Source organism: Salinactinospora qingdaonensis (genome assembly GCF_039539445.1).
Taxonomy (GTDB): domain Bacteria; phylum Actinomycetota; class Actinomycetes; order Streptosporangiales; family Streptosporangiaceae; genus Salinactinospora; species Salinactinospora qingdaonensis.
In genome coordinates, this window is the sequence record NZ_BAABDD010000004.1 from 241,527 (window position 1) to 266,827 (window position 25,301).

The window sequence follows — 25,301 nt, forward strand, 5'->3', positions numbered from 1 at the left end:
CCGAACGAGCGGCACCGACACAACGCCACCCCACCCCGACCGCCCTCGCTGCTCCTCGTCACAAGCAGCAGCCCCAACGCACAGCACCGATGTCCGCCTCCCCTCAGCCCACCGTCTCCCTCAGGTTGTCGAGATCGCGTAGCGATGGAGGTGCGAGTGGCGCGAAGTACTTTTGCTCTTGCTGTCTCCGGTGGCTGGCGGCTTTCCCGAGTTCATGGCATTGGTGTCTGGTTCTCCTCAGCCCACCGTCTCCCTCAGGTTGTCGAGATCGCGTAGCGATGGAGGTGCGAGTGGCGCGAAGTACTTTTGCTCTTGCTGTCTCCGGTGGCTGGCGGCTTTCCCGAGTTCATGGCATTGGTGTCTGGTTCTCCTCAGCCCACCGTCTCCCTCAGGTTGTCGAGATCGCGTAGCGATCGAGGCACGAGCGGCGCGAAACACGCCCAACGTACCCCGCACCCCAACTGTTCGAACGTGTCCTCTCTCAAACGCGCCTTCTCGCCCCCGTCCTCCAGGTGCGCATCAGCGCCGCAAGCTCGACCATGCAGGTCCGAGAAGCCGACAGAACACTCTAAGGCTCTGGCAGCTCGGTCTCACTGCGCGCGACGACCAGGTCGTCAAGGACGAGAAGATCGAGGTCGCTGCCACGCACGAAGGTCGACACCGCGTCGGCGGCGCTGTGCACGATGGGCTCGCCGGCCAGGTTGAGCGAGGTGTTGACCACCAGCGGCACGCCGGCGACGTGTCGGAACTCTTCGATCATCGACCAGTACCCCGGGTTCGTCGCCCGGTCCACGTACTGGGGTCGGGCCGAACCGTCCACGTGCGTCACCGCCGGCACCGACCGGCGTAGCTCACCGCGGACGGTCCCGGCGGCCAGCATGAACCGAGCCGGCTCGCCCACCGGTGTGGCCATGAGGTCGTCGATCCGCTCGCCCAGGACGCTGGGTGCCACCGGGCGCCACATCTCCCGGCCCTTGATCAGGTTGAGCCGCTCCAGGTTACGGCGGTTGCGCGGATCGGCCAGGATGCTTCGAGTGCCCAGGGCCCGCTGGCCGACCTCCCCGCGGCCCCGCGCCCAGGCGACGATCTTGCCGTCGGCCAGGGAGCGGGCCGTGACCCTGGCCAGCTCGTCGCCGTCCAACCGCCGCACCACCAGCCCTTCCGCCGACGCCGCGGCGGCGGCCTCGTCGGCGCCAATGGGCGTTGACCAGTAGGCGTGATCCAGGGGTTGGGGGGCGAACCGTCCCGCTTCGCGGGCCACCACCAGCGCCGCCCCCAGCGAGACGCCGGCGTCGGTGGGCACCGGCGGCACATACACCCGCTCGAACGGGCTCTCGCGCACCAGCCGGCCGATCATCGTGCAGTTCATCGCGACCCCGCCGGCCACCGCCAGCGCGGGGACGTCATGCTGCTCGCGCAGGTCGGCGACGAGGCCGAGCACCGCCTCCTCCAGCGCCTCCTGGGCGCTGGCGGCGAAGTCGGCGTAGGCGATGGGCTCTTCCCCCTGGCGTTCCTGGTAGGGGAAATGGCCGCAGAACGAGGGGCGTACGGCCGCCTCAAAGCCGGGGAAGTAGGCCATCAGCGGACCCATGGCCGCACGGCGGCCGGAGGGGCCCTCGATGGACAGCGGAGCGCCGTCCACGCTGATCTCGTAACCCTCGCCGGTGCGGCGCACCGGCATGCCGCCCTGGGGTCTGCCGTAGGCGGCCAGCCCCATCAGCTTGCCCGTGCCCCAGTCGCCGAAGCCCGCCCACTTGGAGGCGGCGGTGTAGAAGAACCCGAGAGACTGGCTGACCGGCCACTCGCGCAGCAGCTTGATCTCGCCGTCGCGGGCGACGCCCACCGATGTCGACTGGGTTTCCCCTGCGCCGTCCATGACCAGCACCGCCGCCTCGGGTTCGCCGTTGACGTAGCAGGTGCTGGCCGCGTGGGCCAAGTGGTGCGGAATCCAGCGGATTGGCGGCATCGTCTCGGGCGCGTCGGTGCCGAAGAGCAGGGTGCGCATCCCCTCGTCGGTGAAGCGCCGGTTCCCGGCCAGCGGTGTCCCCGAGAAGTCCCACCCCACCGCGATGGCCTCCAGCGACTCCGGGCCGATGCCCTCGGCGTCCAGGCAGGCACGCACTGCTTCGACGGGGGGCTGGGCCAGGGCGTGCTTGCGGCGGCTCACCCGCTCCTGTTCCACGAGCCAGCGCAGGGCGCCGTCGCCGAGCAGCGCGGCCGACGAGTCGTGGAAGCCGATATTAACCCCGAGAACGTAGCGCGTCACGGTGACTCCTTCTTTTCGGCCGCGTCGAGCACGGCCGCAACAATGGCGTGGTAGCCCGTGCAGCGGCACAGGTTGCCCTTGAGGCCGGTGCGGACCTCTTCGGCGGTGGGGGCGGGCCGCTCGCGTAGCAGCGATACCGCCGCCATCACTAGGCCGGGGGTGCAAAAGCCGCATTGGAGCGCGTGGTGCTCCCGGAAGCTCTCCTGGACGGGGTGCAGCCGTTCTTGTTCGGCGTCCTCGGCGAGGCCCTCGATGGTGACGACCTCGCTGCCGTCGGCTTGGGCGGCCAGCACCGAGCAGGATTTGACCGACTCCCCGTCCAGCAGCACCGTGCAGGCGCCGCAGCTTGAGGTGTCGCAGCCGACGTTGGTGCCTTGCAGGCCGCGGATCTCCCGCAGGTAGTGCACGAGAAGTGTCCGGTCGGCCACCTCGTGCTCGCCGGTTATGCCGTTCACAGTGATGGTGGTCTTCAACGCCCCGCCTCCTCAAGGGCTCGTCGGGTGAGGATTCGGGCCAGGTGCCGGCGGTACCGCGCACTCGCCACCCGGTCGTCGCGCGGGTGGGCGCCCTCGTCGGCCAGCGCGGCGGCCTCGGCGGCGCTCGCGCTTTCGCCCAGTGCCGCCCGCGTGGCCGGCGCCGGCCACGGCACGTCGCCCATCCCGGCCATCGCCACCCGGTCGCCGGCCACGGCGACCGCGACGGTGGGCCAGGCCAGTGCGCGGGCGCAACTGCGCTGGTAGGCCCACGGCCGCCCGCCGGCGCGGGGCAAGCGCACCTGCACCAGCACCTCCTCGGGAGAGCGCACGGTGCGGCCCGGGCCGGTCAGGAACTGTTCCACCGCGACCTCGCGCCGGCCCGCCTCGCCGTGCAGCACGACGGATGCGTCCAGCGCAACGGCGGTGGCCGGGATGTCGGCGCAGGGGTCGGCGTGGGCCAGCGCCCCGCCTATAGTGCCGCGGTGCCGCATCTGGGGGTCACCCACCAGCCCCGCCACGTGGCGCAACAGGGGAGCCTCCTCGGCTAGCAGGTGTGAGGTCTCCAGCTCCCGGTAGCGGGTCAGCGCGCCGATGACGACGTGGTCGCCTACGACCTCGATGCCGCGCAGCTCGGGCAGCCGGCCCAGGTCGACCAGGGTTGAGGGGGTGATCGACCGGTGGCGCAGCAGGGGCAGCAGCGACTGTCCCCCGGCCAGTGGGAGCGTGGCTTGCTCGGTTCGGCCCAGCAGGGTGACGGCTTCCTCCACCGACTGGGCGCGCACGTAGTCAAACGATGCCGGTATCACGGCGTCACCTGCCCCCGACGGAAGAGGTCACGGTGCCGACGGCCAGCTTTGCGGCGGCAGCGGTGCCACGCCCAGCGCGCGCAGCATCGTCGTGATCACCTCTTCCTGGTGCGGCACGAGGTAGAAGTGGTCGCCGGCAAAGACCCGCAGCTCGAAGGCCGCGGTGGTCAGTTCCTCCCATGCGGACATCTCCTTCACAGTGACTTCGGAATCCGCGTCGCCGGTCAGGGCGGTGACGGGACAGCACAGCGACCGGTCGAGACGGGGACGGTAGGTCTCGGCGAGCCGGTAGTCGTTGCGCAGCACCGGTAGCATCAGCGCGCGCAGCTCCTCGTGATCCACAGCGGACTGCGACGTGCCGCCCAGGCGGACGATCTCGGCCCACAGTTCCTCGTCGTCAGCCAGGTGCTTGGCGCCCCCGCGGTGCAGCCGCGGCGGGGGACGGCCCGAGACGATGAGCCGCACCGGGGGCGCGCCGCCATCCTCGGACAGGCGTACCGCGACCTCGTGCGCGATGACTGCGCCGAGGCTGTGGCCGAACAGGGCGATAGGACGGTGGGGGTCGGCCCGCAGCGCCGAGGTGACGGCGGTCACCAGCTCGTCGATGCTCGCGGGGGGAGGCTCGTGCAGCCGGTCGAGCCGGCCGGGGTACTGCACCGCCGCCAGCTCCACGCTCTCCGGCATCCGCCGTGCCCAGTCGCGGTAGAACGCCGCGCTGCCGCCGGCGTGGGGGAAGCAGACCAGCCGCAGGCGCGCCGCGGGCCGGGGCCGGTAGCAGCGCAGCCACAGTTCGGCCAGGGAGGGCTGGTCGGTGGCGCTCATGCCCGCACCTCCGTATTGGCCGTATCGGCCGCGTTCGCCGCTTCGGCGGCCTCGGCCAGAGTCGCCACGTCGTCGGGACGCAGGTGCGCGATCGGCTCCGCCCGCACCAGGTCGGGCGGACCCAACTTGGCGGTGATGTCCTGCCAGAGCTGGCATAGCCCCAGGTGGTACTGGCCGCGGGGCAGCGGGGAGTCGCCGCGTTGCGCGGCTTGCCACAGCTCGTCGAGTGCGCGCGCCACACCGGCCGGCCACACCGACTCGAACGCCGCCCGGTAGCTGGGAGCCGTCGCCGGCCCCAGCACCACCGTGCTGGGCACGTCGAAGTGGTCGCCGTGGTCGCCGAAGACGTTCGGGGAGTCCTGGAAGTGAGGCCGCACGTCGGACTCGCGCACCTCCTTGGGGAAGTCGGGGCGGGGGCACCACACCGTCGGCCCGTGGGTGTCGACGAGGGTCAGCGCTCCCGCCTCCGTGGCGATGGTGACCCGGTGCATCAGGTGGGCGTAGCCGTCGGGGTCGGCGGGGTCCAACTGGTTGTGCACCCGCAGGGTCAGCGGGACTCCGGCCACCACCCCGTCCAGACTGCGAAACGGCACGTCCAAGCCTTTGTTGAGCATTCCGGCCAGCCGGCTCGACGGCTCTGGCGGGTCGGCCAGCCCCCACGGGCGCACCCCGCCCAACGACTGGCCGAGGATGTCCAGCATCGCGTAGGCGACCTGGAAACCGCAGGCACCGTCGACGTAGCGTGCCCGCTGGCGCCCCAACAGCTCACGGGCTGCCGCGATGAAGCGGCGCACCGGTGCCTGGTGCGGGTAGAACGAGTTCAGGTGGTAGACCACCCGGTTCTGGCGGGCGTGACGCAGGCAGTCGGCCAACTCGTCGTAGTGCAGCGGATGCTCCTGCACCACGTGGATGCCCCGCGACATCAGCCGCTTGGCGATGTCGACGCCGGGACCCCCGAGGAGTCCGCCGCGCACCACCACGCAGGCCATATCCACGTCGTCGGGGAGCTCGTCGACGTCGGTGAACAGGGGGACGCCGTAGTGGCGGGCCACCGAGGTCGAGCGGGCGCTGCCTTGCCCCAGCACCCCCACCAGGTCGAAGGGCAGCGAGGGGTCGCGGAACGCCTCCAGGTAGACCTGGCCGAACTTCGTGCCGCACACCACCACGCGGGGCCGGCGTCGGCCGGTCGGGGGGTCTGCTTCGGTCACCATGCACCTCCGGAGATATCGCGTCCCTCGTTGCCGAGAAGGGGTGGGCCGTCGCGCCACCGGTCGTACCGCGAGCGGCGGCGCGACGATCGCGGATGAGATGTCACAGCGTTCCCTCCTCCACCTCCTCGACGGGTGTACCGGTCGCCGAGCCCGCCGGTTCGTCGACGGCGGGGCCGCTCACCCGTTCAAAGGCTGTGACGGCGGGGGCATCGGCCAGGCGTGCCACGAACCGGTCCGCGTCCAGGACCTCGGCCGCGTGACCCACCCCTGGCGCGGCTTCGCCGCGCAGCACCGCCAGTGCCGCCAGCGCCGCCGTCGTCCCGGTCAGCGCGGAGGCGTCGGTGCCGCGCAGCACCAGGCCGGTGCCGCCTGCCGCCCCGCCCGAGGCGCTGTCCAGCCGCAGCACAATCAGTTGGTAGGGAGAGCGGCCGAACAGGTCCAGCTCCGCTGCGCGCATCAACGCCGCGGCGTCGGCCCCTCCCGAGGTGCCACCGGCCGCGGTGAGCACGTCCAACACCGCCGTTCCGTCGAACACCGAGTACCAGTCGACCGCGGCCAGGCCGACGGCGCGCGCCACCCGTTCGATCTCGACGGGCAGGTAGGGCTGGGCGGTCACCTGGCCGGGGAAGAACGGCAGCCGCGTCTGCGACCGTGGCGCAGGCGCCCCCCGTACCCGGCCGTTGCGCCAGACCGCCATCGGTGTCCCCACCTCCTCCCCGAGGCCCGCCAGGTAGTCGACGGCGGCGGCGTAGGTGAAGCGGTCGCGCCCGCCGACGTAACCGGTGAGGTGGCCTCCCATGGCCGGCGCGCCGGAGTCGGCAGCCAGCCAGCGCGGCAGCAGCCCCGTCAACCCCGGCATCATGCCGGCCGAGACCACCGCCGTCCACGACGGAGGCTGCTCGATGTGGGCCAGCAGCGCGCGGAAGGGCTCGTCCCCGGCGGCGGCGACGTAGTCCGCCCCGGCCGCGGCGGCAGCGGCGGCCACCCGGGTGCCCAGTTCCGTGACCGGACCGCAGCAGTCGACGACGACCCGGCACCCCGCGCAGCAGGCGGCCAGTGCCGCCGGGTCGGTCACGTCCGCCGCGACCGCCTCAGCGGGCGCCTCGCCCTCGGTCGCGGCGAGCACGTCAGCGGCCCGAGCGCTGCTGCGGCTCGCCGCACGCACCGACACGCCCGCGCGCCGCAGCTCCGCGAGCGCCGCGCGGCCCGCACCGCCGGTGACGCCGATGACGGCGACGCGCTCGTCCGCGCTCATGTCCGCAGCTCCCCGCGCGCGGCCTCGCTCAGCACCTGAGCGACCCGCTCGACCTGGCCGGGGTGCAGGCAGGTGACGTCGTCGCCGGGGACCTCGACCACCTCGATCTCGCCCAGGCACACGTGCTGCCAGCCTCCTGTGGGCTCCGCGCCGGGGTCGGGCCATAGCCCGGTCGCCTCCTTAGGCACCAGGAGCGTGAGGTCGCCCGCCCACAAATCCGGCGGTGCCGCAGCCGCGCGCAGCAGCCGGTCGAAGACGTCGCGCCGGTACGCGAGCTCGACTTCGGAGATGTCGGGCCCCAAAGCGGCCCGCAGCCCGGACCAGCGCGCCGCGGAATCGGCGTCGGCCGCCTCCAGCTCGGGGTCGGCGGCGGCCAGCGCGCCGGAAGCGACCCGGTTCGGGCTGTCCGCGAGCACCCGGTCCAGGGCGGAGCCCAAAGTTGTGGCCGGCGGCAGGCCGGCGGTGGTGGAGTCGCAGCCGGCCTCTCGGGCGAACAGCGCGTCCCCCAGCAGTTCGTCCTCGACGGTGTAGGACAGGGGAGCGCTGGCGATCACCGACAGGTGGACCCGCACTCCTGCCTCGGTGAGCAGTCGTGCGACGTCCAAGGCGAGGACACCGCCCAGCCGTACGCCGATCAGGTGCACCTCGTCGTCCGCGCGGTCGGCGAGGTGGGCCGCGTAGCCCGCCGCCAGGCGTTCCGGCAGCAGCTCGGGGGCGGTGGCGTCGTCGCCGAGTTCCCCGAGCGCTACGCCTACGACCGGCCCGTTGGCCGTCAGCGCCTCCGCTAGCGCCGCCACCGACTCCAGTTGTCCGGTGCCGTCGTGTAGCAGCGCCTGTAGCGGGCCCGTTCCCTCGCCGCCCATGGGGATCAGTCCGGCTGTTGACTCCTCGCCGGTCTCCAGCGGGGAGTCGGCGCCGCCGAGGTTGGCGGCCAGTGCCGCCACGGTCGGCTTCTCCAGCACCTGCCGCAGCAGCTCGTCGAAGAACCGGCCTTCGGCCTCGGGGAGTTCCTCGATCAGCCGGCCGGTGAGCTGGGCGGCCAGCAGCGAGTCCCCGCCCAACTGGAAGAAGTCGGCCGAGCGGCCGACCTGCTCGACCCCGAGCACCTCGCCCCACACGGTCGCCAGCCGCGCCTCCAGTTCGTCGCGTGGCTCCTCCACCGGCGCGGCGGAATTCTCGGTGGCCCGGCGCGGCAGCCAGGACTCCAGCGCGGCCCGGTCCACCTTGCCGTTGTCGGTCAGGGGCAGGGCGTCGACGACCTGGATCGTGCCGGGCACCATGTACTCGGGGAGGCGCTGCCCGAGGTACTCGGTCAGCTCGGCGACGCGCACCGGTTCGCGGTCGCTCTTGAAGCGGGCCACCACCACGTGCATGCCCAGTTCGCCCAGGAAGGGGTCGTCCTCGGGAAGCCGCGTCTCGATGCGGCCTCCCGCCTCGTCGATGAGCCGCTCCCACTGGCCGGCGTCCAGGAACGTGCGGTCGGTGCCCTGCCGCACGTCGGTGAAGTCCCCGGCCCGCTCGTCCAGCCGTACCAGCAGCTCCAACGAGGTCATGATCTGGTAATGGTCCCTGGTCATCTCCAGCATCACCAGGCGACCGTCGGGAACGAGCAGCTCCCGCAGCCGTTCCAGGGCGCGGCCGGCGTTACTGGTGGCATGCAGCACGTCTCCCGCGATCACGAGGTCGAAGGAGTTCGGGAGCAGCCCTTGCCCGCGCGGGTCCGCGTCGAGGTCGTAGACGGCGTAACGCAACCCGGGCCGGTCGCCGAAGCGCTCGCGAGCCTGGTTGAGGAAGAACTGTGACAGGTCGGTGTAGAGGTAGTCGACGTCCAGACCGGCCAGCGCCTCCAGCACCTCCGCGCTGGTCCCCCCGGCTCCGGCGCCCACCTCCAGCACGCGCAGCGGCTCTCCGGAGGCGGCTCGCCGCTGCGCGAGGTGGGCCACCGCCTGTGCCGCGACCCGGTTCGCCCACCGGTTGAACAGTGCGTCCTCGTAGAGGTTGGCGGAGACCTCCACCCCGCCTTCGGGGAACAGCAGTCGCAGCGGGTCCTCCTCCCCGCGCAGCAGCGACGGCAGGTGGTCGATGCTGGTACGGAAGTAGGAGATCAGCGGCGTCTCGTCGCCGGCCGCCGCGCGCGCCGCCTCGGCCCGCTCCCAGGCCGCCGCGAGGCGCTCCTTCAGGTCACCGGCCACCTCCTCGGCCAGCGACAACGCGCCGGTGTTGGGGTCGGGTCGCAGGTAACCCTCTTCGCGCAGGGCCGCCACCCAGCGGCGTACGAGCCGCCCGTACGCACCGGCCACCCCCATTCTCTCCACCAGTTCGGCCGGGCTGTCGCCGGCGCCGGCCTCGGCGAGTCCCCCCAGCCGCACCAGCGTCTCGGCCATCGCCAGCAGACCGACCTCGTCCAGCGCCCGGGTGTAGGCCAGGTAGGCGTCGGTGTCGACCCCGTCGAGCACGGTCGTCCCGGCCCGCTCCAGCTCCCCGCGCGGCGGCGTGTCGCCGGCTGCCTCGGGCGCCGGTGCGGCGCGGCGTGCGCTCTCGACGAACCCGACGAGCCGGCGTTCCAGCGACCGCTCTCCCTCGACCAGCGCCACGCCGGCGGCGACGGCGGGATGGGATTGCAGCGCCGTCTCGACCTCGGCCAGCTCGATGCGGTGGCCCCGGATCTTGACTTGGGCGTCCTCTCGGCCCAGGAACTCGATGGCGCCGTCGGGCAGGAACCGGCCGAGGTCGCCGGTGCGGTAGAGCCGCTCTTCGATGCCGGGCACGGTGACGAACCGTTCGGCGGTGCGCTGCGGGTCGTTCAGATAGCCCAGCGCGACCCCGCTCCCGCCGATGTAGAGTTCACCCGTCACCTGGTCCGGGCAGGGCCGCCCGTACTCGTCGAGCACGTGGAAGGTCTGGTTGCGCAGGGGGTAGCCGTAGGGGATGGAGCGCCAGGCCGGATCGACCTCCCCGATGGGGTAGGCGATCGACCAGATCGACGCCTCGGTCGCCCCGCCCAGGCTCACCACTGAAAGCCCCGGCACGCGGGCGCGTATCCGGTCGGGCAGCCCCACCGGAATCCAGTCGCCCGACAGCAGCGCCACGCGCAGCGAGGGCAGCGCCGCCTCGGGAACCGCCGCCAGGTAGTCGCTGAGCATCTGCATCTGGGCGGGAACCGAGTTCCACAGGGTGATGCCCTCGGTGGCGATAAGGTCGGCCCAGTGTGACGGGTCCCCCCGGCGCTCCGCCTCGGGCAGGACCAGGCTCCCGCCGGCCGCCAGCGGGCCGAACACGTCGTAGACCGACAGGTCGAAGCCGAGGTTGGCCAGCCCGAGGACCCGGTCCTCGGGCCCCACCCCGAAGCGTTCGTTGATGTCGTCGATGGTGTTGCGCGCGCCGCGATGGCTGATCATCACCCCCTTGGGGGTGCCGGTCGAGCCGGAGGTGTAGATGACGTAGGCGAGGTCGTCGGGGGCCGCCGGCGGCTCGGCCGGAGCCACCGGGGAGGTCGCGGGCGCGAGCGTGTCGACCTCGACGGCCGATACGCCCGGTGGCCACGGGCCGTGGGCCAGCCACGACTGGGTCAGCACCGACCGGACGCCGGCAGAGGTGAGCATGTCGGTGCGCCGGGCCGGTGGTTGCACCGTGTCGACGGGCACGTAGGCGCCGCCGGCCAGCAGCGTCCCCAGCACTGCGACGGCCTGCTCCCAGCCCTTGTCCATCACCACGCCCACGAGCTCCCCCGGCCGGCAGCCGCGGGCGCGCAGCTCGTGGGCCACCGCCCGTGCCTGGGCCAGCAGCTCGCCGAAGGTGAGGACCCGGCCGGGGGCGTGGACGGCCACCCGGTCGGGGCTGGCCTGTGCCTGGGCGACCACGGCTTCGTGCAGCAGCCCCTCCGGCAGCGGGCCGGCGGTGTCGTTGATCGCCGCGCGTCGGTGGAGCTGCTCGACGGGCGGCGTCACCGGCTCGGTGGCCTGCCATGTCTCGTCGTCGGTGGCCATGCGGTGCAGCAGGTCCACGAAGGCGGGGAACATGGCGTCGATGAGGCCCGGGGGAAACACCCCGTCGCGCACGTCCCAGTTGGTGCTCAGCCCACCGTCACGCTCCATGTTCTGGCAGTCGATCCATACCTGCGGGGTTTGGCTGATGCCGCCCACGAGCCGTCCGGCCTGGCCGGTGGCTGCGGCGCCCTCGCTTTTCTCGCCGTCCTGGCCTGCCAGGCCGATGGCGCTGGTGAACACCACCGGCATGAGGGCGGCTTCGGGGCCGCGGCGGCGCGCGATCTCGCGCAGCGCCTCGACCCCGGAATAGAGCCGATGGTCCAGGTCGGCCCACAGTTGTTGTTGCAGCGAGCGGGCGCGCTGGGCGAAGGGAGCCGAGACGTCGCGGTCTACGGTGAGCAGTTCCACCGAGGTGAAGTCGCCCACCACCGCGCCCACGTCGGCGTGCAGCGGCAGCCGGTTCAGCAGCGTGAGGTCGAGGGTGAACCGGCTATGGCGGCTCCACCGGCCGATCACCTCCGCATAGGCCGCCATCACCGCACCGGAGGCGCTGACGCCGTTGTCGCCGGCGCGACGCTTCAGCGCCGACCACACCTCGGGGGAGAGGTGCTCCTCCCAGCGGGAGAACCGGACCTCGTCGCCGCGCTTCGGGGAGGGCAGCACCGGCAGGGTGGGCGCGGGCGGCAGCTCGTCCAGCCGCGCCCACCAGTACTCGCGGTCACGCTCGTAGCGGCTGCCCGAGCGCAGGGCGCGCTCGGCGGCGAGGTAGTCGCGGAACCCGATCGCCGGCTGCGGAAGCTGGCAGTTCGGGTCGGCATAGTAGGCGTGCAGCTCGTCCAGCAGGATCTGGATGCTGATGAAGTCGGCGATCAGGAAGTCGATCGAAAAGTGCAGTACGGCCCCGTCGTCGGCCAACGTGACCTTGAGGCCGAACAGGGGCCAGCTCGCGGGGTCGTAGACGGCGTTGCCCAGCTCTTCGCGCAACTGCCCCCTTACCGCGGCGACCCGTGCCGGCTCGGCGCCGCGCAGGTCGGTCACCTCGATGTGGTAGTCGGGTACCTCGGGCAGCACCCGCTGGTGGCCCCCCGCTGGATCGATCACCGCCCGGAGCATGTCGTGGCGGCTCACCACCGTGCGCCACGCAGCCGCCAACCGGTCCGGGTCCAGCTCGTCGTAGGCCAGCTCCCCGTAGCCGTGGCAGGCCACCCCGCCGTAGGCGAAGGCGTCGCGCCGCCCCAACAGGTAGGCCGTTTGCACGTCGGTCAGCGGGAACGGCTCGAAGCGGTTCTCCCGATCTGGTGTGGCCAGGACGGCCGCTTCGCCGCCGCGCAGGTGCGCCAGCAGCTCCTCGCGGCATGACCGGATGGCCTGGCGCCTCTCCTCTGTCATCACGCCCTTGGGGGCGCGGAAGCGTAGCTGCCCGTCGTCCTCCCACAAGTGGACGCCGAGGCTCTCCAGCTCGCTGACGAGTTCCGCCGCGTTCACCGTGCACCTCCGAGGATGTCCCGACCGGTGGGCCGGGAAGGAACTGAATTCCCGCGCAGTGGCGCGGGTGTGGCAAGGCGCGGCGCGCCCCGCCGCGTTGGGGTCTGTCTGGTCGGGTTGGTCGCCGGCCGGGAAGGAGTCGTCACAGCACCCCCTCCTCGATCGTGTCGCCGCCCGTCTCGTCGCGCTGCTGGGCCACCAGCGCCGCTACGCCAGCGATGTCGGGTTCGGTGAAGATCTGGCGCAGCGACAGCTCCACCCCGAACCGGCGGCGTATCCGTTCCGCCATTTGGGTTGCGAGGAGGCTGTCGCCGCCGAGGGTGAAGAAGCTGTCGTGGCGGCTGATGGTGGGGGTGTTGAGGAGGTCGGTCCAGATGGTGGCGATGTGGTGTTCGAGGTCGCCGTGGGGGGGTTCGTGGGTGGTGGTGGGGGTGTGGTGGGTGAGGGTGTGGGTGAGGGTGGTGCGGTCGATTTTGCCGTTGGGGGAGAGGGGGAGGGTGTCGAGGGGGGTGATGTGTTCGGGCAGCATGGCTGCGGGCAGGCGGGTGAGGAGGAAGTCGCGCAGGGTGTCGGTGGGGGGTGGGGTGGTGGTGACGATGGCGGCGTGGAGGTGGGGGGTGGGGGTGCCGGTGGCGATGACGGCGGCGTCGGTGATGTCGGGGTGGTCTTTGAGGGCGGTTTCGATTTCGCCGGGTTCGATGCGGTGGCCGCGGATTTTGACTTGGTGGTCGGCGCGGCCGAGGAATTCGAGGGTGCCGTCGGGCCAGTAGCGGCCGAGGTCGCCGGTGCGGTACCAGCGGTGGTTGTTGTGGTGGACGAAGCGTTCGGCGGTGAGGGTGGGGTCGTTGCGGTAGCCGGTGGCGACGCCGGTGCCGCCGATCCAGAGTTCGCCGGGGACCCAGTCGGGGCAGTCGCGTCCGCGGGGGTCGACGACGCGGAAGCGTTGGTTGCGCAGGGGGCGGCCGTAGGGGATGGAGCGCCACTGCCGCGGCACCTCCCCCACCACCTCACAGATCGTCGAGTGGATGGCGGTCTCTGTCGTTCCGCCCAGGGCGACGAAGCGACAGCCCGGTCGCCGCTGGGCCAGCCGCCCCGGCAGATCCAGCCCCACCCAGTCACCGCCCAGCAGCACGAGCCGCAGGCGGGGGCAGAACTCCCCGTCGGTGGTCGCGGCGAGCATCCGGTCCAGCAGGGTCGGCACGCAGTTGATCACTGTCACCGCGTGGCGTCCCGCCAGTTCCGCCCAACGCTCCGGGGAGCGCCGGTCGTCCTCGTCGATCAGGACGACGGCGCCGCCGGCTGACAGGGGGCCGAAGAGGTCGTAGACCGACAGGTCGAAGTCCAGAGCCGACAGGGCCAGCGACCGGTCCTCGGGGCCGACCCCGAAGCGTTCGTTGATGTCGTCGATGGTGTTGACCGCACCGCGGTGGGGCATCTCGACGCCTTTGGGCTCGCCGGTGGAGCCCGACGTGAAGATCACGTAGGCCAGGTCGGTATCGGAGACGGCCACCGGAGCCGACAGCGGCTCTCCTGCCGCCGCGTCGGCCGGCGACAGTGTCTCGACCCCCTCGGGCCAGTCGGTGCCGGCCCGCCATCGGGGGTCGGTGAGTACGGTCCGCACGCCCGCGCGCGCCACGATGCGTGCCAACCGCTGTGCCGGTTGGTCGACGCCCACGGGGACATAGGTCGCGCCGGCGGCCAGGACGCCCAGGACGGCGGTGATTTGCTCGGGGCCCTTGGGCAGGCTCACCCCGATCGGGTCTCCCGGGCCCACGCCGCGCTCGCGCAGCGCCCCCGCCACCCGCAACGCCGCCTCGGCCAGCGCGCCGTAGCCCATCGTGGCCCCGTCGCCCCACAGCAGGGCGGGCCGCTGCGGTTCCTCGGCCGCCCGGGCGAAGAAGCGGCTGTGGAGTGTCTCCCCGCTCACCGGTCGGTCGGCTTCCCGCAACGCCTCGCGCGTGGCCAGTTGCTCCTGCGGCTGCGGCTTTGGCGCCCGCTGCCAGCTTTCCGGCGTCAGCAGGCCGTTGAGCAGTTCGACATAGGCGTCGAACATGGCGTCGAGCACGCCCTCGGGGAACAGCTCCTCGACCGCGTCCCAGTTGAGGAACAGCCCATCTTCGCGTTCGGTCACCTGGTGGTCCAGCCACACCTGCGGGGTCTGCGACATCGTCCACCCGGGGTCCCCGAACGCCTCGCGCGCCTGCTGGCCAAACAGCTCGCCCAGGCTCAGCGCACTGGTGAAGACGACGGGTGCGAATCCGCGACCGCCAGGCCCTTCGGGGGTGAGGCGGTTGAGGTCGCGCAGCACCTCCACGCCCGAGTAGGCGGCGTGGCTGACGTCGGCCTGCAACTGTTCTTGCACGTGGCGCGCCCGCTGCGCGAAGGACAGCTCGCCCTCGGCGTTCACCTGGAGCAGGAGCAGGTTGGTGAAGTCGCCGACGAGCCCCCAGACGTCGGGGTGGAGCAGCTCCCGGTCGTAGAGGGGGAGGTTGAGCAGGAAGTGGTGGTGGGCGCTCCACGCGGCCAGCACCTCGGCGAAGGCGGTCAGGAACACCACGGAGGGCGTGACGCCGTGCTCGCGGGCCATAGCGGCCAGCCGGTCGCGTTCGGCGGCGGCCAGCCAGGTGAAGCGCCGGGTCATCCGGTGGCTCGTCACCTGCTCCGGGGCCAGCGCCAGCGGCAGTTCGGGGGCGCCCGGAAGCTCGGCGAGGCGGCTCTGCCAGTAGGCGCGTGCCCGCTCGCGTTCGGTGTCGCGGCCCTGGCGCCGGGCGGCGAGGTAGGCCGGGTAGCTCACCTCCAGCGGCGGCAGCGGCTCGTCGGGGTTCCCGTACAGGTGGGCGAGGTCGGCCAGCAGGATACGGAAGCTGTGGGCGTCGGAGACCAGCATCTCGATGGCGACGTGGACCCGCGTCGCCCCCTGCGGCAGCAGGGAGAGTTGGATGTCGAACACGTGGCCTTCGTGTACGTCGAGGCGGCGGTGCGACAGTGACTCGCGCAGCGACGACAGTCGCTGTCCCAGCTCTGGCTCCGCCAGATCGCGCAGGTCGTGTACGCGCAGCCCCGGCCACGCGCCGTGGGGGGTGATCCGCTGGCGGCCCTCGGCGTCGAAGCGGGCGCGCAGCATGCCGTGGCGTTCGATCAGCGCCCGCACGGCACGCTCCAGCCGCTCGGGGTCGACTCCGTGGCCGTCGAACTCGTTGTAGAAGTGCGCGCCGACCCCGCCGAGGACCTGCCCGTCGGTGCGCCCCACCCAGTAAGCGTGCTGCATGGGGGTCAGCTCGAAGGGGGCGCTCTCGTCGACCTCGGGCAGTTCGGCGCCGGTTTCGGTCTCGGCGGCGGGGGCAGTGTCGGCGCTCGTCTCGCCGCCGTTGGCCAACTCCCACCACTGGGCCAGCGTCCGGCGCTCCAGCAACCCCGCGGCGGTGACCGGAAGCCCGGCGTGGCGCCAGCGGCTCGCCAGACGTATGACACCGATCGAGTCCAGGCCCAGCCGCAGCAGGTCGTCGTCGTCACCGATGGCAGCGGGGTCCTCGTCGAGGGCAGCCGCGACGGCCGCTCTCATATCCTCCAGCGTCAGCGCGGAACCGTGCGTGCCGGCCTGCATTCGGCGTCTCCTTGCGGTCGTGGGGCCGCCGAAAGGCGGGGGGTCAGTACGTGGTGACAGTCATATGGCGGCCCTTCTCGACCGCCGGGGCGGCGGCGAGGCGTCCCCTGTCCGGGCCGGGCACGCTCGCAGCGCAGCGCCCGTTTCCCATGGACGTCCCGTGCTCGCCGTGCGGGGAGCCGCTGACCCGCCGCGACCGCGGCTCGCAACGCAACCGGCCCCACCCGTCTTGGCCGCGTCGGGCCGGCGGTAGGGAATCGGCGGAGGCTACGGCAAGCGAGAAGCCGTCGAGTGGCGTACCGAAAGGGAACTCGGTGCCCCAGTCGACACCGTTCTCAGCATTCCATTGGGGCACTTTTGCCCGCTCATAGAGCGTGGCTGTGCACAGTGACTGCGGGCTGTAATTGCATGTCAAGATTGGCCCAACGGGGGATGCCGCCCCGAATTTTAATGGATTTCCCCCCGGCAAAACTCCCCCAAGGTGTCCATAATTTACCGGGATCATAGACGATGGCGGGAGAGCGTCGCAAGAGAGAGTCAGATGAATGGAAGAAGTCCAAAATCATCATGAGTAGCGGTGAAGTCACCCTCGGTATTATTCTTTGGTGAAGAGATTCTAGCACGAGAAATCAAGGCTCCAAGAGGGGGCGGATGTTCGTCGAATGGGCAACAAAAACTCCACTTTCAGTCTTTCCGCGGGGCGGACGAGAGGGCGAAAAAGCGAGGGACCTCGAACGATCACCGATCGTCCCCACATCGCTCGGCTGGAATGACCGATCCGGTCTCGACCGGTCTGGTTAGAATGCCGGGGTGCGAGCGCAGAGATACCCGGCCTCATCTGGACAACGGCTGCTCTGGATGATCGACCACTACCGCCCGGACTACGGCGCGCTGAACTGCCCCATGCTGTGTCGGCTCCGCGGCCCCCTCGCCCCCGACTCCCTGCATACCGCCGTGCAGGAGCTGTCGACCCGCCATGATGCCCTGCGCACGACCTTTTCAGGCTGGGGACGCCGACTGACCCAGCACGTCCACCCTCACTCCGAGTTGCAGGTGCGCGAGGTCGACCTCTCGCAGCGCCCTGATCCCGAGGCCGCGTTGTGGGAGAGCGTCGCCGAGGACCTCGCGACCCGCGTCGACCCCCAGGTCTGGCCCACCCGGGCGACGTTGTGGCGCCTCGGCCCCCGCGACCACGTCTTCAGCCTCACCGCCCACCACCTGGTCTCCGACGCTTGGTCCTGCGGGGTGCTCTTCAACGACCTGCGCCGTCTCTACGCGGCGCACACCGGCAACGGAACGCCCCCGGAGCCGCCGCGCGTGCAGTACCCCGAGTTCACCCTGGCCCAGCAGGAACTGCTCGACGGCGACGGGTTGCAACGCCATCGCGCCTACTGGCAGCGGCGACTGGAGGGGGCCGAACTGCCCGCCATCCCCCGCGGCGCCACCGCTGCCACCGACACCAACGGCATGGGCACCGGGGTCGCCGCGCATCCACTGCCCGCACACGTGGCCGAAGCCCTGCGCACACTGGCTTCCTCGAAGCGCAGCACCCCGTTCGCCGCCATGCTCGCCGTCTACTACGAGCTGCTGCGGCGCCGCACCGGCCAGAGCGACATGGCGGTGGCCTCGCTGTTCGCCAACCGTCCCCGGCGCGAGCTGCACGACACCGTCGGGTTCCTGGCCAACATGGTCGTCCTGCGCACCCAACTCCCGACTCGAGGGAGCTTTCTCGATCTGCTCCGCGCCACCCACGCCACTGTGATCGGCGCCTTCACCTACCAGGAGATGCCCTACCAGCTACTGCCGGCCAACACGATCTCCATCGGCCGGGCGCGCGCCGACGACGTGGTCTTCCAGATGGTCAGTGATCCCGGGCACCGCGCCTCGGCCGCCGGCGTCGAGTTCGAGCTTTTGGTCCCCGAGCAGATCGGCAGCCGATTCGCCTTCGAGCTCACGCTGGTTCCGCAAGGGCGGGGGTTGCGGGCCGTGCTGTTCCACCGCCGCGACTGGGTGAGCCCGCAGTGGGCCGAGGAGTTCGTGGCGCAGTACGTGTCGCTGGCCGGTGCGCTCGCCGCTACCCCGGAGGCGCCGCTGGCCAGCGTCGGTCAGTGAGCCGAGACGCCCGCGCGGTGTGGCCGACTTCCCGGCCGCCTTGCCACCACCTGCCCGCCCTGACCGAGGGAAGGGGAGGTTCCCGGGGCGTACTCGAATCCTTGCCCGGGCGTGTGTCACTGCTGCGAAAACCCCACGATCCAACTCTTTAAACGGAACTGTGGTCGTCGTTACACAGGCGATCACGAGGACCCAAGATTTACTTTCCGGGGAAGATAGTTAAGGCGGGCGTACTGCTTGGTGGAAAACATCTGATGAACAATCCGAGTTTCCTCTTCCGTGCCACCCCCTCACATGTCGAATACATGGGGCAGATCCTCCTAAACTCTTGACGGAGCACCGCTTGGACGTAAGAGTTACCGTCATGTCAACCGAAGTCCAGGCTGATCTGCAACGGCTTTTCGACTCTTCCTCACGGCCGAACCCTTACCCCGTTCTCCAGCGCCTGCGCGAAGCGTCGCCGTGCCCCATTGTCGACGGCGCGGTCGTCCTCTTGGCGCGCCACGCCGATTGTTCGACGATCCTGCGCAACCGCACCGTCAGCAGCAAACGCGAAGGCTCGCCCTCCTTCTTCTCCCTCGACCCGCCCGAGCACACCCGGCTGCGCGGGCTGACCGCCAAGGCGTTCACCCCCAAGCGCGTCGACGCCTGCGCCCCCCGAATCCGTGCCACCGCCCACGAACTGGTGGAAAAGGCCGCCACCACCGGCTCCTTCGATCTGGTCTCCGACTACGCCTACACCATCACCGCGCGCACCATCTGCGACATGTTCGGTGTCCCCGACGGCGACCACGAGATCTTCCGCGACTGGACCCGGCTGCTCACCCTGGCCATCGACCCCCAGATCATCCCCAACCCCATCTTCAACAACCAGGTCGAGCAGGCGCGGCTACAGTTCAACGAGTACTTCGCCCCGATGATCGCCGACCGGCGTGCCCACCCCCGCGACGATCTCATCACCGCTTTGATCAACGTCACCGACGGGGGCGACCACCTCACCGAGACCGAACTGCTCGACACCTTCGTGCTGCTGATCGTCGCCGCCCACGAGAACCCGGTCGGCCTCATCGGCAACACCATGCTGGCGCTGCTGAACCACCCCGACCAGCTCGCGGCCGTGCGCGAGAACCCCGAGCTGGCCGCGGCGGCGGTCGAGGAGACCCTGCGCTACGACGCCCCCGCCCAGATGACCGGCCGCACCGCGACCGAGCCGATCGAGCTGGGCGACTTGGAGATCCAGCCAGGAACGGGGCTGTTCTTGATGCTGGCCGCGGCCAACCGCGACCCCGATGCCCACCCCGACCCCGACCGGTTCGACATCTCCCGTGCCTCCACCAACCACCTCGCCTTCGCCGCGGGCCCCCACTTCTGCATGGGCGCCGACCTGGCGAAGCTGGAGGCCCGCATCGCCGTCGAGGTCCTCACCCAGCGACTGGTCGACCCCGCCTACGATCCCGAGGCGCTCAAGTACAAGCCCAACGTCAGCATCAGGGGGCCCCTGGAGATGCCCATGTCGTTCTCCGGCATCACCTCGGCCTGAACCGGCACCGTCGCCCGTCCGCCCGCGTGCCACCGCCCCCCACCCATCCAGGGAGCATCGCCGTGCCAACCGACACGATCGAAGTCGAACACCTCAGAAAGACCTTCGCCAAGACCGTCGCCCTCGACGACGTCTCCCTGACGGTGGAGCAGGGGACGGTCTTCGGCGTCCTCGGCCCCAACGGTGCCGGCAAGACCACGCTGATCAACTGCCTGACCACTCTGTTGCGGCCCGACTCGGGCCGCGCCACCGTCGCGGGCCACGACGTGGCCACCCACCCCGCCCGGGTGCGCGACTCGATCGCACTGACCGGTCAGTTCGCCGCTGTTGACGACGCGCTGACCGGGCGCGAGAACCTGGTGCTGTTCGGCCGGCTGCTGCGCATGCGGCGCGCGGCGGCCGGCGCCAAGGCCGACGAGCTACTCACCCGGTTCGCTCTGGAAGAGGTCGCCGACCGGCCCGTCTCGGGCTACTCGGGCGGGATGCGGCGCCGCCTCGACCTGGCGATCAGCCTGGTGGTCGAGCGGCCCGTCCTCATCCTGGACGAGCCCACCACCGGCCTCGACCCGCGCAGCCGTCAGGAGCTTTGGCAGGTAGTGCGCGACGTGCGCGCGGCAGGCACCACCATCCTGCTCACCACCCAGTACCTCGAAGAGGCCGACCGGCTAGCCGACCGGATCGCCGTCATCGACTCCGGGCGGGTCGTCGCCGAGGGAACCGCCGCCGAACTCAAGAACAAGGTGGGGGGTCGCGTCTGCGAGATCCGTACCGCAACGGCGGCTGAGGCCACCGCCCTCGTCGAGACCATGAGCGAGTTCCGTGCCGAGATCGGCTCCGACGAGCGGACCGTGCTGCTGCACGCCGACGACACCCACGCTCTCTCCGAGATCATGCAGCGTATCGACGCCGGCGGCCTCGATCCCGAGGACGTCGCGATGCGCCGCCCCACCCTCGACGAGGTCTTCCTGACCCTCACCGGCGGCACCGCCGAGGCGGACACCGCGGAGACCGCCGGCACGATCCCCGCGAACGAAGGAGCCGGCCGGTGACCACGCAGGCCAGCGCGTCCAAGGCGGGTGTGCTGCACACCTCCCTCATCCTCGTCGAACGCGGCTTCCGTCCGGCCCTGACCTCGCCGCGGTCGACCTTCACCATGATCGTCTACCCGCTCCTGTTCTTCCTAGGGTTCTACGCCGTCCTGCAAGGGCTGCTCCGCAGCAGCGGCATCGACTACGCCCAGTTCCTCGCCCCCGGGGTGATCGTGCAGTCGACCATGCTGGTGGCCCTGGCCACCGCCTTTTTCCTGGCGTCGGACCGGCGTACCGGGATGCTGGCTCGACTGCGGTCCCTGCCCATCCCCGCCTATGCTCTGCTGGTCGCGCGCCTGGCGCTGGACGCGCTGCGCGCGCTCGTCGCCGTGACGACCGTCGCCGTGGTCGCCGCCATCTTCGGCTTCGGATTCGAACGTGGCATCCTCCCCGCTGTCGGCTTCGTCGTCCTCGCCGTGCTCTTCGCCGTCGTGCTCTCGATCGGCACCGCGGCCATCGGCTACACCTCCACCGACCCCGAGGTGGTCACCTCCTCGCTGACCCTGCCCTACGTACTGCTGGTCACGATGTCGACGGCATTCGTGCCCAGCGAGGCCTTTCCCGACTGGCTGGAGCCCGTGGTGGCCTACTCACCGATATCGGCGGTGGCCGACGCGCTCCGCGCCCTGGCTACGAGCGGCACGGAACTGTCGCAGGTGTGGCTGGCGCTGGCCTGGATCGTCGTCCTCGCCGTGGTGTTCCTGCTGCTCGCCGTCCGCAACTCACGAAGGGCGACGTAATGGTCCTGGTCCAGAGCATGCTGCTCGCGGGGCGTTCCCTGCGGTTCTTCACCCGCAACCCCCAGCACGTCATCGCGGCCTTCGCCTTCCCCCTCGTTTTGATGTTCACCCAGTTGGCGGTGCTGGGCGAGCTGGTCGCCGAGGTCAGCGGTCAGCCCTACGTCGCCCGCATCGCGCCGCTGGTGGTGCTGTCCACCGCCGCGTTCGGATCGGCGATCACGGCCGCGGCGGTCTACCGCGACCTGCATAGCGGTCTCCTCACCCGGGTCAGGGCGATGCCGGTCTCCCCCGCGTCCCTGTTCGGCGGCCGGCTCTTCGGCGACCTGCTGCGCATCCTGGCCGTGGCGTCGCTGACCACAGCGGTCGCCTTCATTCCGGGGTTTCGCTTCTCCGCCGGTCTCCTCGCCGCGGTCGGGTTCTTCGGCGTCGTCGTCCTCTTCGGGACCCTGAGCACGGCGGTGGGAATCCTCGTGGGCACCTTCGGGCGCAGTGAGGAGTCGGTGCAGGCTGCGCTGAGCGCGCCCGCCACCCTGCTCTTCATCCTGTCCTCGGGGTTCGTTCCCCTGGAGACCTTCCCCGGGTTCCTCCAGCCCCTCGTCTGGGCCAACCCGCTCTCAAGCGCCACCCAGGCGCTCATCGGGCTCTCCCACGGCGGGCCGGTGGCCGTCCCGCTGCTGGTGACGCTGGCGTGGACGGCCGGTGTCGGCATCCTCTCGGTCGTACTGGTCGCCCGCCGCTACCGCGAACTCTCCCGCCCCTGATCGAGCTGGGCACGCAGGGCCCGCTTGTCGATCTTGCCGATCGAGGTGTAGGGGAGGGCCGGCACGGTCTCCAACCGGTCGGGGAGCTTGAACTCGGCCATCCCCCGGCCGCTGAGGAAGTCCTTCAGTTCGGCCAGCGCCGGCGCCTCCCCCTCCGCGACGATGACCGCGCACGTCTTCTCTCCCAGGGCCCGGTCGGGGATCGCCAGCACCGCGGCGTCGCGCACACCGGGGTGGCCGCGCAGGTTCTCCTCCACCTCCTCGGCGGGAACCTTCTCCCCGCCCCGGTTGACGACGTCCTTGCTGCGTCCCTCCACCACGAGGCGGCCCTCGTCGTCAATGCGCACCAGGTCTCCGGTGCGCAGGAAACCCTCCGGGGTCATGGTGCGCGCGTTGTGTTCCTCGGCGCGGTAGTAGCCGCGTAGCGTCGTCGGGCCGCGGTACAGCAGCTCCCCCACCGCACCGGGCGCGACGTCGGCGCCGTCCTCGTCCACGACCCGCAGCTCGTCGGCTTCGCACAGCGGGTAGCCCTGGGTGAGGGCGACCGTCTCGGGGTCGGCGTCGCGGCGCGTGAAGCACAGCGGCCCCTCCGCCATCCCGAACCAGTGCGACAGTGTCGCCCCCAGCACCGGGCGGACCTGCCGGGCCACCTCGGGGTCGAGCTTGGCGCCCCCCACCTCGATGGTGAGCCCACTGAAGTCGGGCTCGTAGAGGTCGGCCAGTTCCACCCACAGCGCGACGAAGGCCGGCATGAGCGTGGTCAGCGTGACCCCCTCCCGCTCGATCAGCGGGAACACCTCGTCGGGACTGGGCGTGCGCCCCAGGACCACGCGGCCCTGCTGCCACAGCGTCCCGAGCACGCCTGGGCACCCCAGTGCGGCGTTGTGGGCGGCGGGCAGCGCGGCCAGATACACCCCGTCCCGGTCCAGCCCCATCTCGCGCGCGGTGGCCCGCATCTGGAAGGCGTAGTCGTCATGGGTGCGGGGGATCAGTTTGGGCGCCCCGGTGGTTCCGCCCGACAGCAGGAAGAACGCGACGTCTCCCGGGTCGGGCGTCGCCGCTTCGCCGGGATCGTCGTCGACCGCGTCCAGCGCCTTGAAGGGGCCGGGGTCCCCGGCGACGAGGACGTGGCGCAGGGTCGGCGCCTCGGCGCTCACCTCGGCGGCCAGCTCCCGGTAGTCGAAGGAGTCCACGATGTCGGGGACGATGTAGGCCACCGCGTCACAGTGCCGGGCCAGGTAGCAGATCTCACTACGCCGGTGCGCCGGCAGCGCCAGCACCGGCACCGCCCCCACCCGGAACAGCGCGACCAGAACCACGACGAACTCCACGGAGTTGGGCAGTTGCACGATCACCCGATCGTGGTGCCCCACGCCCAACCCGCGCAGTCCAGCCGCGAGCCGGTCGGCCCGGGTGTCGAGCGTGCCGTAGCTGAGCCGCTCCTCGCCCGCCACGACGGCCACCCGCTCGCTGTCCTCGCGCGAGGTGGTGCGCAGCAGGTCACCTAGCACTACGCCCTGCCAGTACCCCTCGTCGCGGTAGCGGTCCGCGAACTCCTTGGGCCATGGCACACAACCGTCGAGCATCCGGCTACCTCCAGGATGAGTTGTCGCTAGTGACACTGATCGGTGCCGTCCTCGCCACAGATGGGGCGCCAGGACGGGCCGGCAGGAGTCACTCGGCCAGCAGGCCGCGCTCCCGCAGCAGGGGAAGCACACCCTCCCCGATCCAGTGGGCCTCCTCCAGGTGAGGCTGGCCGGAAAGGATCACGTGCTCGATCCCGAGCCGGTAGTACTCCGCCAACCGGTCGGCGACCTCCTCGTGGCTGCCCACGAGCGCCGTCCCCGCCCCTTGCCGGACCAAGCCGTAGCCGGCCCAGACGTTGGGGTAGACCTCAAGCCCGTCGGTGCTGCCCCCGTGCAGCGCCGCCATCCGGCGCTGTCCCTCGGAGTCGCTGCGCCCGAGCCGTCGCTGAGTCGCGGCGATCAACTCCGGGTCCATCCCCTCGATGAGCCGTTCGGCCTCGCCCCACGCCTCCTCGCTGGTGTCGCGGCTGATCACGTGGAACCGGGTGCCGAAGGACAGCGTGCGTCCCTGTTCGGCAGCCATCTGCCGGGCCTTCTCCACGTGTTCGGCGAGCTGTGGGGGAGGCTCTCCCCAGGCCAGGTAGACGTCGGCGTGGCGGGCCGCGGTCTCCTTCGCCGACGTCGAGGAACCGCCGAGGAAGATCGGCGGCGGCGGTTCGGGGGGACGGGTCAGCAGTGCCCGCTCAACCCGCAGATGCTCGCCCTCGAAGGTGGTGGCATCGCCCGACCACACCCCGCGCATGACGGCGAGGAACTCGTCGGTGCGAGCGTAGCGCTGGTCGTGGTCCAGCCAGTCGCCGTAGCGCCGCTGCTCCTCAGGGTCGCCGCCGGTGACGACGTTGAGCAGCAGCCGCCCGTCGGAGATCCGCTGACAGGTCGCCGACATCTGCGCCGCCAGGGTCGGCGACATCAGCCCGGGGCGGAAGGCGACCATGAAGCGCAGCCGGCGGGTCTCGCGCGCGAGCGCGGACGCCAGCAGCCAGGGGTCCTCGCAGAACAGACCCGCCGGGGTCAGCACCCCGGCGAAGCCGGCCCCGTCGGCGGCGCGTGCCACCTGGGCGAGGTAGTTGAGGTCGGGGGCGCGGCGTGGGCCGGCGGTGTTTGACTTGCGTGCGTCGACATGACGGCCGTCACCGTGGGACGGCAGGAACCAATGCAGCGCCAACGGCACAGTTCAGCCCCCTGTCGGCTATGGAGATCCAGCGGCGCGGAGTCGCCGGGCACGGCAACGGGGACAGCGGAAGACAGGCGCGGCACCGTTCCGTACGCCAGGGAATACAGTCACAGCGCCGAGATGGGATGTCAACCCGAAATCAACACCGAAAAGATATCGCTTCTTTCAGTAGTCGAATGGGGACAAGGCGTCCGCGAAACACGGAATTCCTTTTTGATGACGCGGTTGTGAATTCCGTGCTCTTCCGATTCCCGGGCGGCGGCACCGTGTCGAGGTGCTGCGCAGGTGAGGCGGGAGGCGCCTGTCTTCGACCGGCCGCCTCCGCCGTGAAAAGCCGTGCCGAGACTCGGCCCGCCACTCCGGCGGGCGCACCCGCCGGCGCGCCCTTC

16 protein-coding genes are annotated in these 25,301 nt (G+C 71.1%); 5 read left to right on the forward strand and 11 right to left on the reverse strand.

From position 1 onward, the window contains the following. Nucleotides 1-568 precede the first annotated feature (568 nt). The 9 genes from ABD848_RS06510 to ABD848_RS06550 all read right to left on the reverse strand — a co-directional run bounded on the left by ABD848_RS06510 (nt 569) and on the right by ABD848_RS06550 (nt 16,266). Nucleotides 569-2,266, reverse strand: coding sequence for a carbamoyltransferase family protein (locus ABD848_RS06510; RefSeq protein WP_344968400.1), 1,698 nt, complete (start codon nt 2,264-2,266; stop codon nt 569-571). Then, the gene (locus tag ABD848_RS06515) at nt 2,263-2,739 is read right to left on the reverse strand and encodes a (2Fe-2S)-binding protein (RefSeq protein WP_344968402.1); all 477 of its coding nucleotides are present in this window, start codon (nt 2,737-2,739) and stop codon (nt 2,263-2,265) included. Before ABD848_RS06515 ends, ABD848_RS06510 begins: the two co-directional genes overlap by 4 nt. Next, nucleotides 2,736-3,548 carry an FAD binding domain-containing protein gene (locus ABD848_RS06520; protein WP_344968404.1) on the reverse strand — a complete coding sequence of 271 codons (813 nt, stop codon included), beginning with the start codon at nt 3,546-3,548 and terminating at the stop codon, nt 2,736-2,738. Before ABD848_RS06520 ends, ABD848_RS06515 begins: the two co-directional genes overlap by 4 nt. Before the next feature lie 27 nt (nt 3,549-3,575). Next, nucleotides 3,576-4,370, reverse strand: coding sequence for a thioesterase II family protein (locus tag ABD848_RS06525; RefSeq protein WP_344968406.1), 795 nt, complete (start codon nt 4,368-4,370; stop codon nt 3,576-3,578). After that, entirely contained in the window at nt 4,367-5,578 is a 1,212-nt protein-coding gene (locus ABD848_RS06530; protein ID WP_344968408.1) for a Gfo/Idh/MocA family oxidoreductase, read from the reverse strand. The genes ABD848_RS06525 and ABD848_RS06530 overlap by 4 nt, the downstream gene beginning before the upstream one ends. A gap of 103 nt (nt 5,579-5,681) precedes the next feature. After that, nucleotides 5,682-6,836, reverse strand: a complete 1,155-nt coding sequence (locus tag ABD848_RS06535; protein WP_344968410.1) for a saccharopine dehydrogenase NADP-binding domain-containing protein — start codon at nt 6,834-6,836, stop codon at nt 5,682-5,684. After that, entirely contained in the window at nt 6,833-12,307 is a 5,475-nt protein-coding gene (locus tag ABD848_RS06540; RefSeq protein WP_344968412.1) for a non-ribosomal peptide synthetase, read from the reverse strand. The genes ABD848_RS06535 and ABD848_RS06540 overlap by 4 nt, the downstream gene beginning before the upstream one ends. A 142-nt stretch (nt 12,308-12,449) precedes the next feature. After that, nucleotides 12,450-15,911, reverse strand: coding sequence for an amino acid adenylation domain-containing protein (locus tag ABD848_RS06545; protein WP_344968414.1), 3,462 nt, complete (start codon nt 15,909-15,911; stop codon nt 12,450-12,452). 43 nt (nt 15,912-15,954) lie between these two features. Further along, complete coding sequence (locus ABD848_RS06550; RefSeq protein ID WP_344968417.1) at nt 15,955-16,266, reverse strand: hypothetical protein; 312 nt, start codon at nt 16,264-16,266, stop codon at nt 15,955-15,957. A 455-nt stretch (nt 16,267-16,721) separates the two neighbouring features. On the opposite strand from ABD848_RS06550, the gene ABD848_RS06555 reads away from it, so the two are divergent. The 5 genes from ABD848_RS06555 (at nt 16,722) to ABD848_RS06575 (ending at nt 22,152) form a co-directional block, all read left to right on the forward strand. Continuing rightward, a complete protein-coding gene (locus ABD848_RS06555) occupies nt 16,722-18,023 on the forward strand; it encodes a condensation domain-containing protein (RefSeq protein ID WP_344968419.1) in 1,302 nt (433 codons plus the stop codon). 364 nt (nt 18,024-18,387) lie between these two features. After that, on the forward strand, nt 18,388-19,563 hold the full coding sequence (locus ABD848_RS06560; protein ID WP_344968421.1) for a cytochrome P450: 1,176 nt from the start codon (nt 18,388-18,390) through the stop codon (nt 19,561-19,563). 56 nt (nt 19,564-19,619) lie between these two features. Continuing rightward, a complete protein-coding gene (locus ABD848_RS06565; protein ID WP_425567457.1) occupies nt 19,620-20,612 on the forward strand; it encodes an ATP-binding cassette domain-containing protein in 993 nt (330 codons plus the stop codon). Further along, on the forward strand, nt 20,609-21,391 hold the full coding sequence (locus ABD848_RS06570) for an ABC transporter permease (protein ID WP_344968425.1): 783 nt from the start codon (nt 20,609-20,611) through the stop codon (nt 21,389-21,391). Before ABD848_RS06565 ends, ABD848_RS06570 begins: the two co-directional genes overlap by 4 nt. After that, a complete protein-coding gene (locus ABD848_RS06575) occupies nt 21,391-22,152 on the forward strand; it encodes an ABC transporter permease (RefSeq protein WP_344968427.1) in 762 nt (253 codons plus the stop codon). The genes ABD848_RS06570 and ABD848_RS06575 overlap by 1 nt, the downstream gene beginning before the upstream one ends. On the opposite strand, the gene ABD848_RS06580 is transcribed toward ABD848_RS06575, so the two are convergent. After that, on the reverse strand, nt 22,128-23,738 hold the full coding sequence (locus tag ABD848_RS06580; RefSeq protein ID WP_344968430.1) for a (2,3-dihydroxybenzoyl)adenylate synthase: 1,611 nt from the start codon (nt 23,736-23,738) through the stop codon (nt 22,128-22,130). The genes ABD848_RS06575 and ABD848_RS06580 overlap by 25 nt on opposite strands. An 88-nt stretch (nt 23,739-23,826) precedes the next feature. Next, nucleotides 23,827-24,909, reverse strand: a complete 1,083-nt coding sequence (locus ABD848_RS06585) for an LLM class flavin-dependent oxidoreductase (RefSeq protein ID WP_344968432.1) — start codon at nt 24,907-24,909, stop codon at nt 23,827-23,829. Nucleotides 24,910-25,301 lie beyond the last annotated feature (392 nt).

Coding starts and splice junctions, on each gene's coding strand:
- ABD848_RS06525 (WP_344968406.1), bottom strand. CDS start 4,370: ATGAGCGCCACCGACCAGCCCTCCCTGGCCGAACTGTGGCTGCGCTGC.
- ABD848_RS06535 (WP_344968410.1), bottom strand. CDS start 6,836: ATGAGCGCGGACGAGCGCGTCGCCGTCATCGGCGTCACCGGCGGTGCG.
- ABD848_RS06545 (WP_344968414.1), bottom strand. CDS start 15,911: ATGCAGGCCGGCACGCACGGTTCCGCGCTGACGCTGGAGGATATGAGA.
- ABD848_RS06560 (WP_344968421.1), top strand. CDS start 18,388: ATGTCAACCGAAGTCCAGGCTGATCTGCAACGGCTTTTCGACTCTTCC.
- ABD848_RS06575 (WP_344968427.1), top strand. CDS start 21,391: ATGGTCCTGGTCCAGAGCATGCTGCTCGCGGGGCGTTCCCTGCGGTTC.
- ABD848_RS06580 (WP_344968430.1), bottom strand. CDS start 23,738: ATGCTCGACGGTTGTGTGCCATGGCCCAAGGAGTTCGCGGACCGCTAC.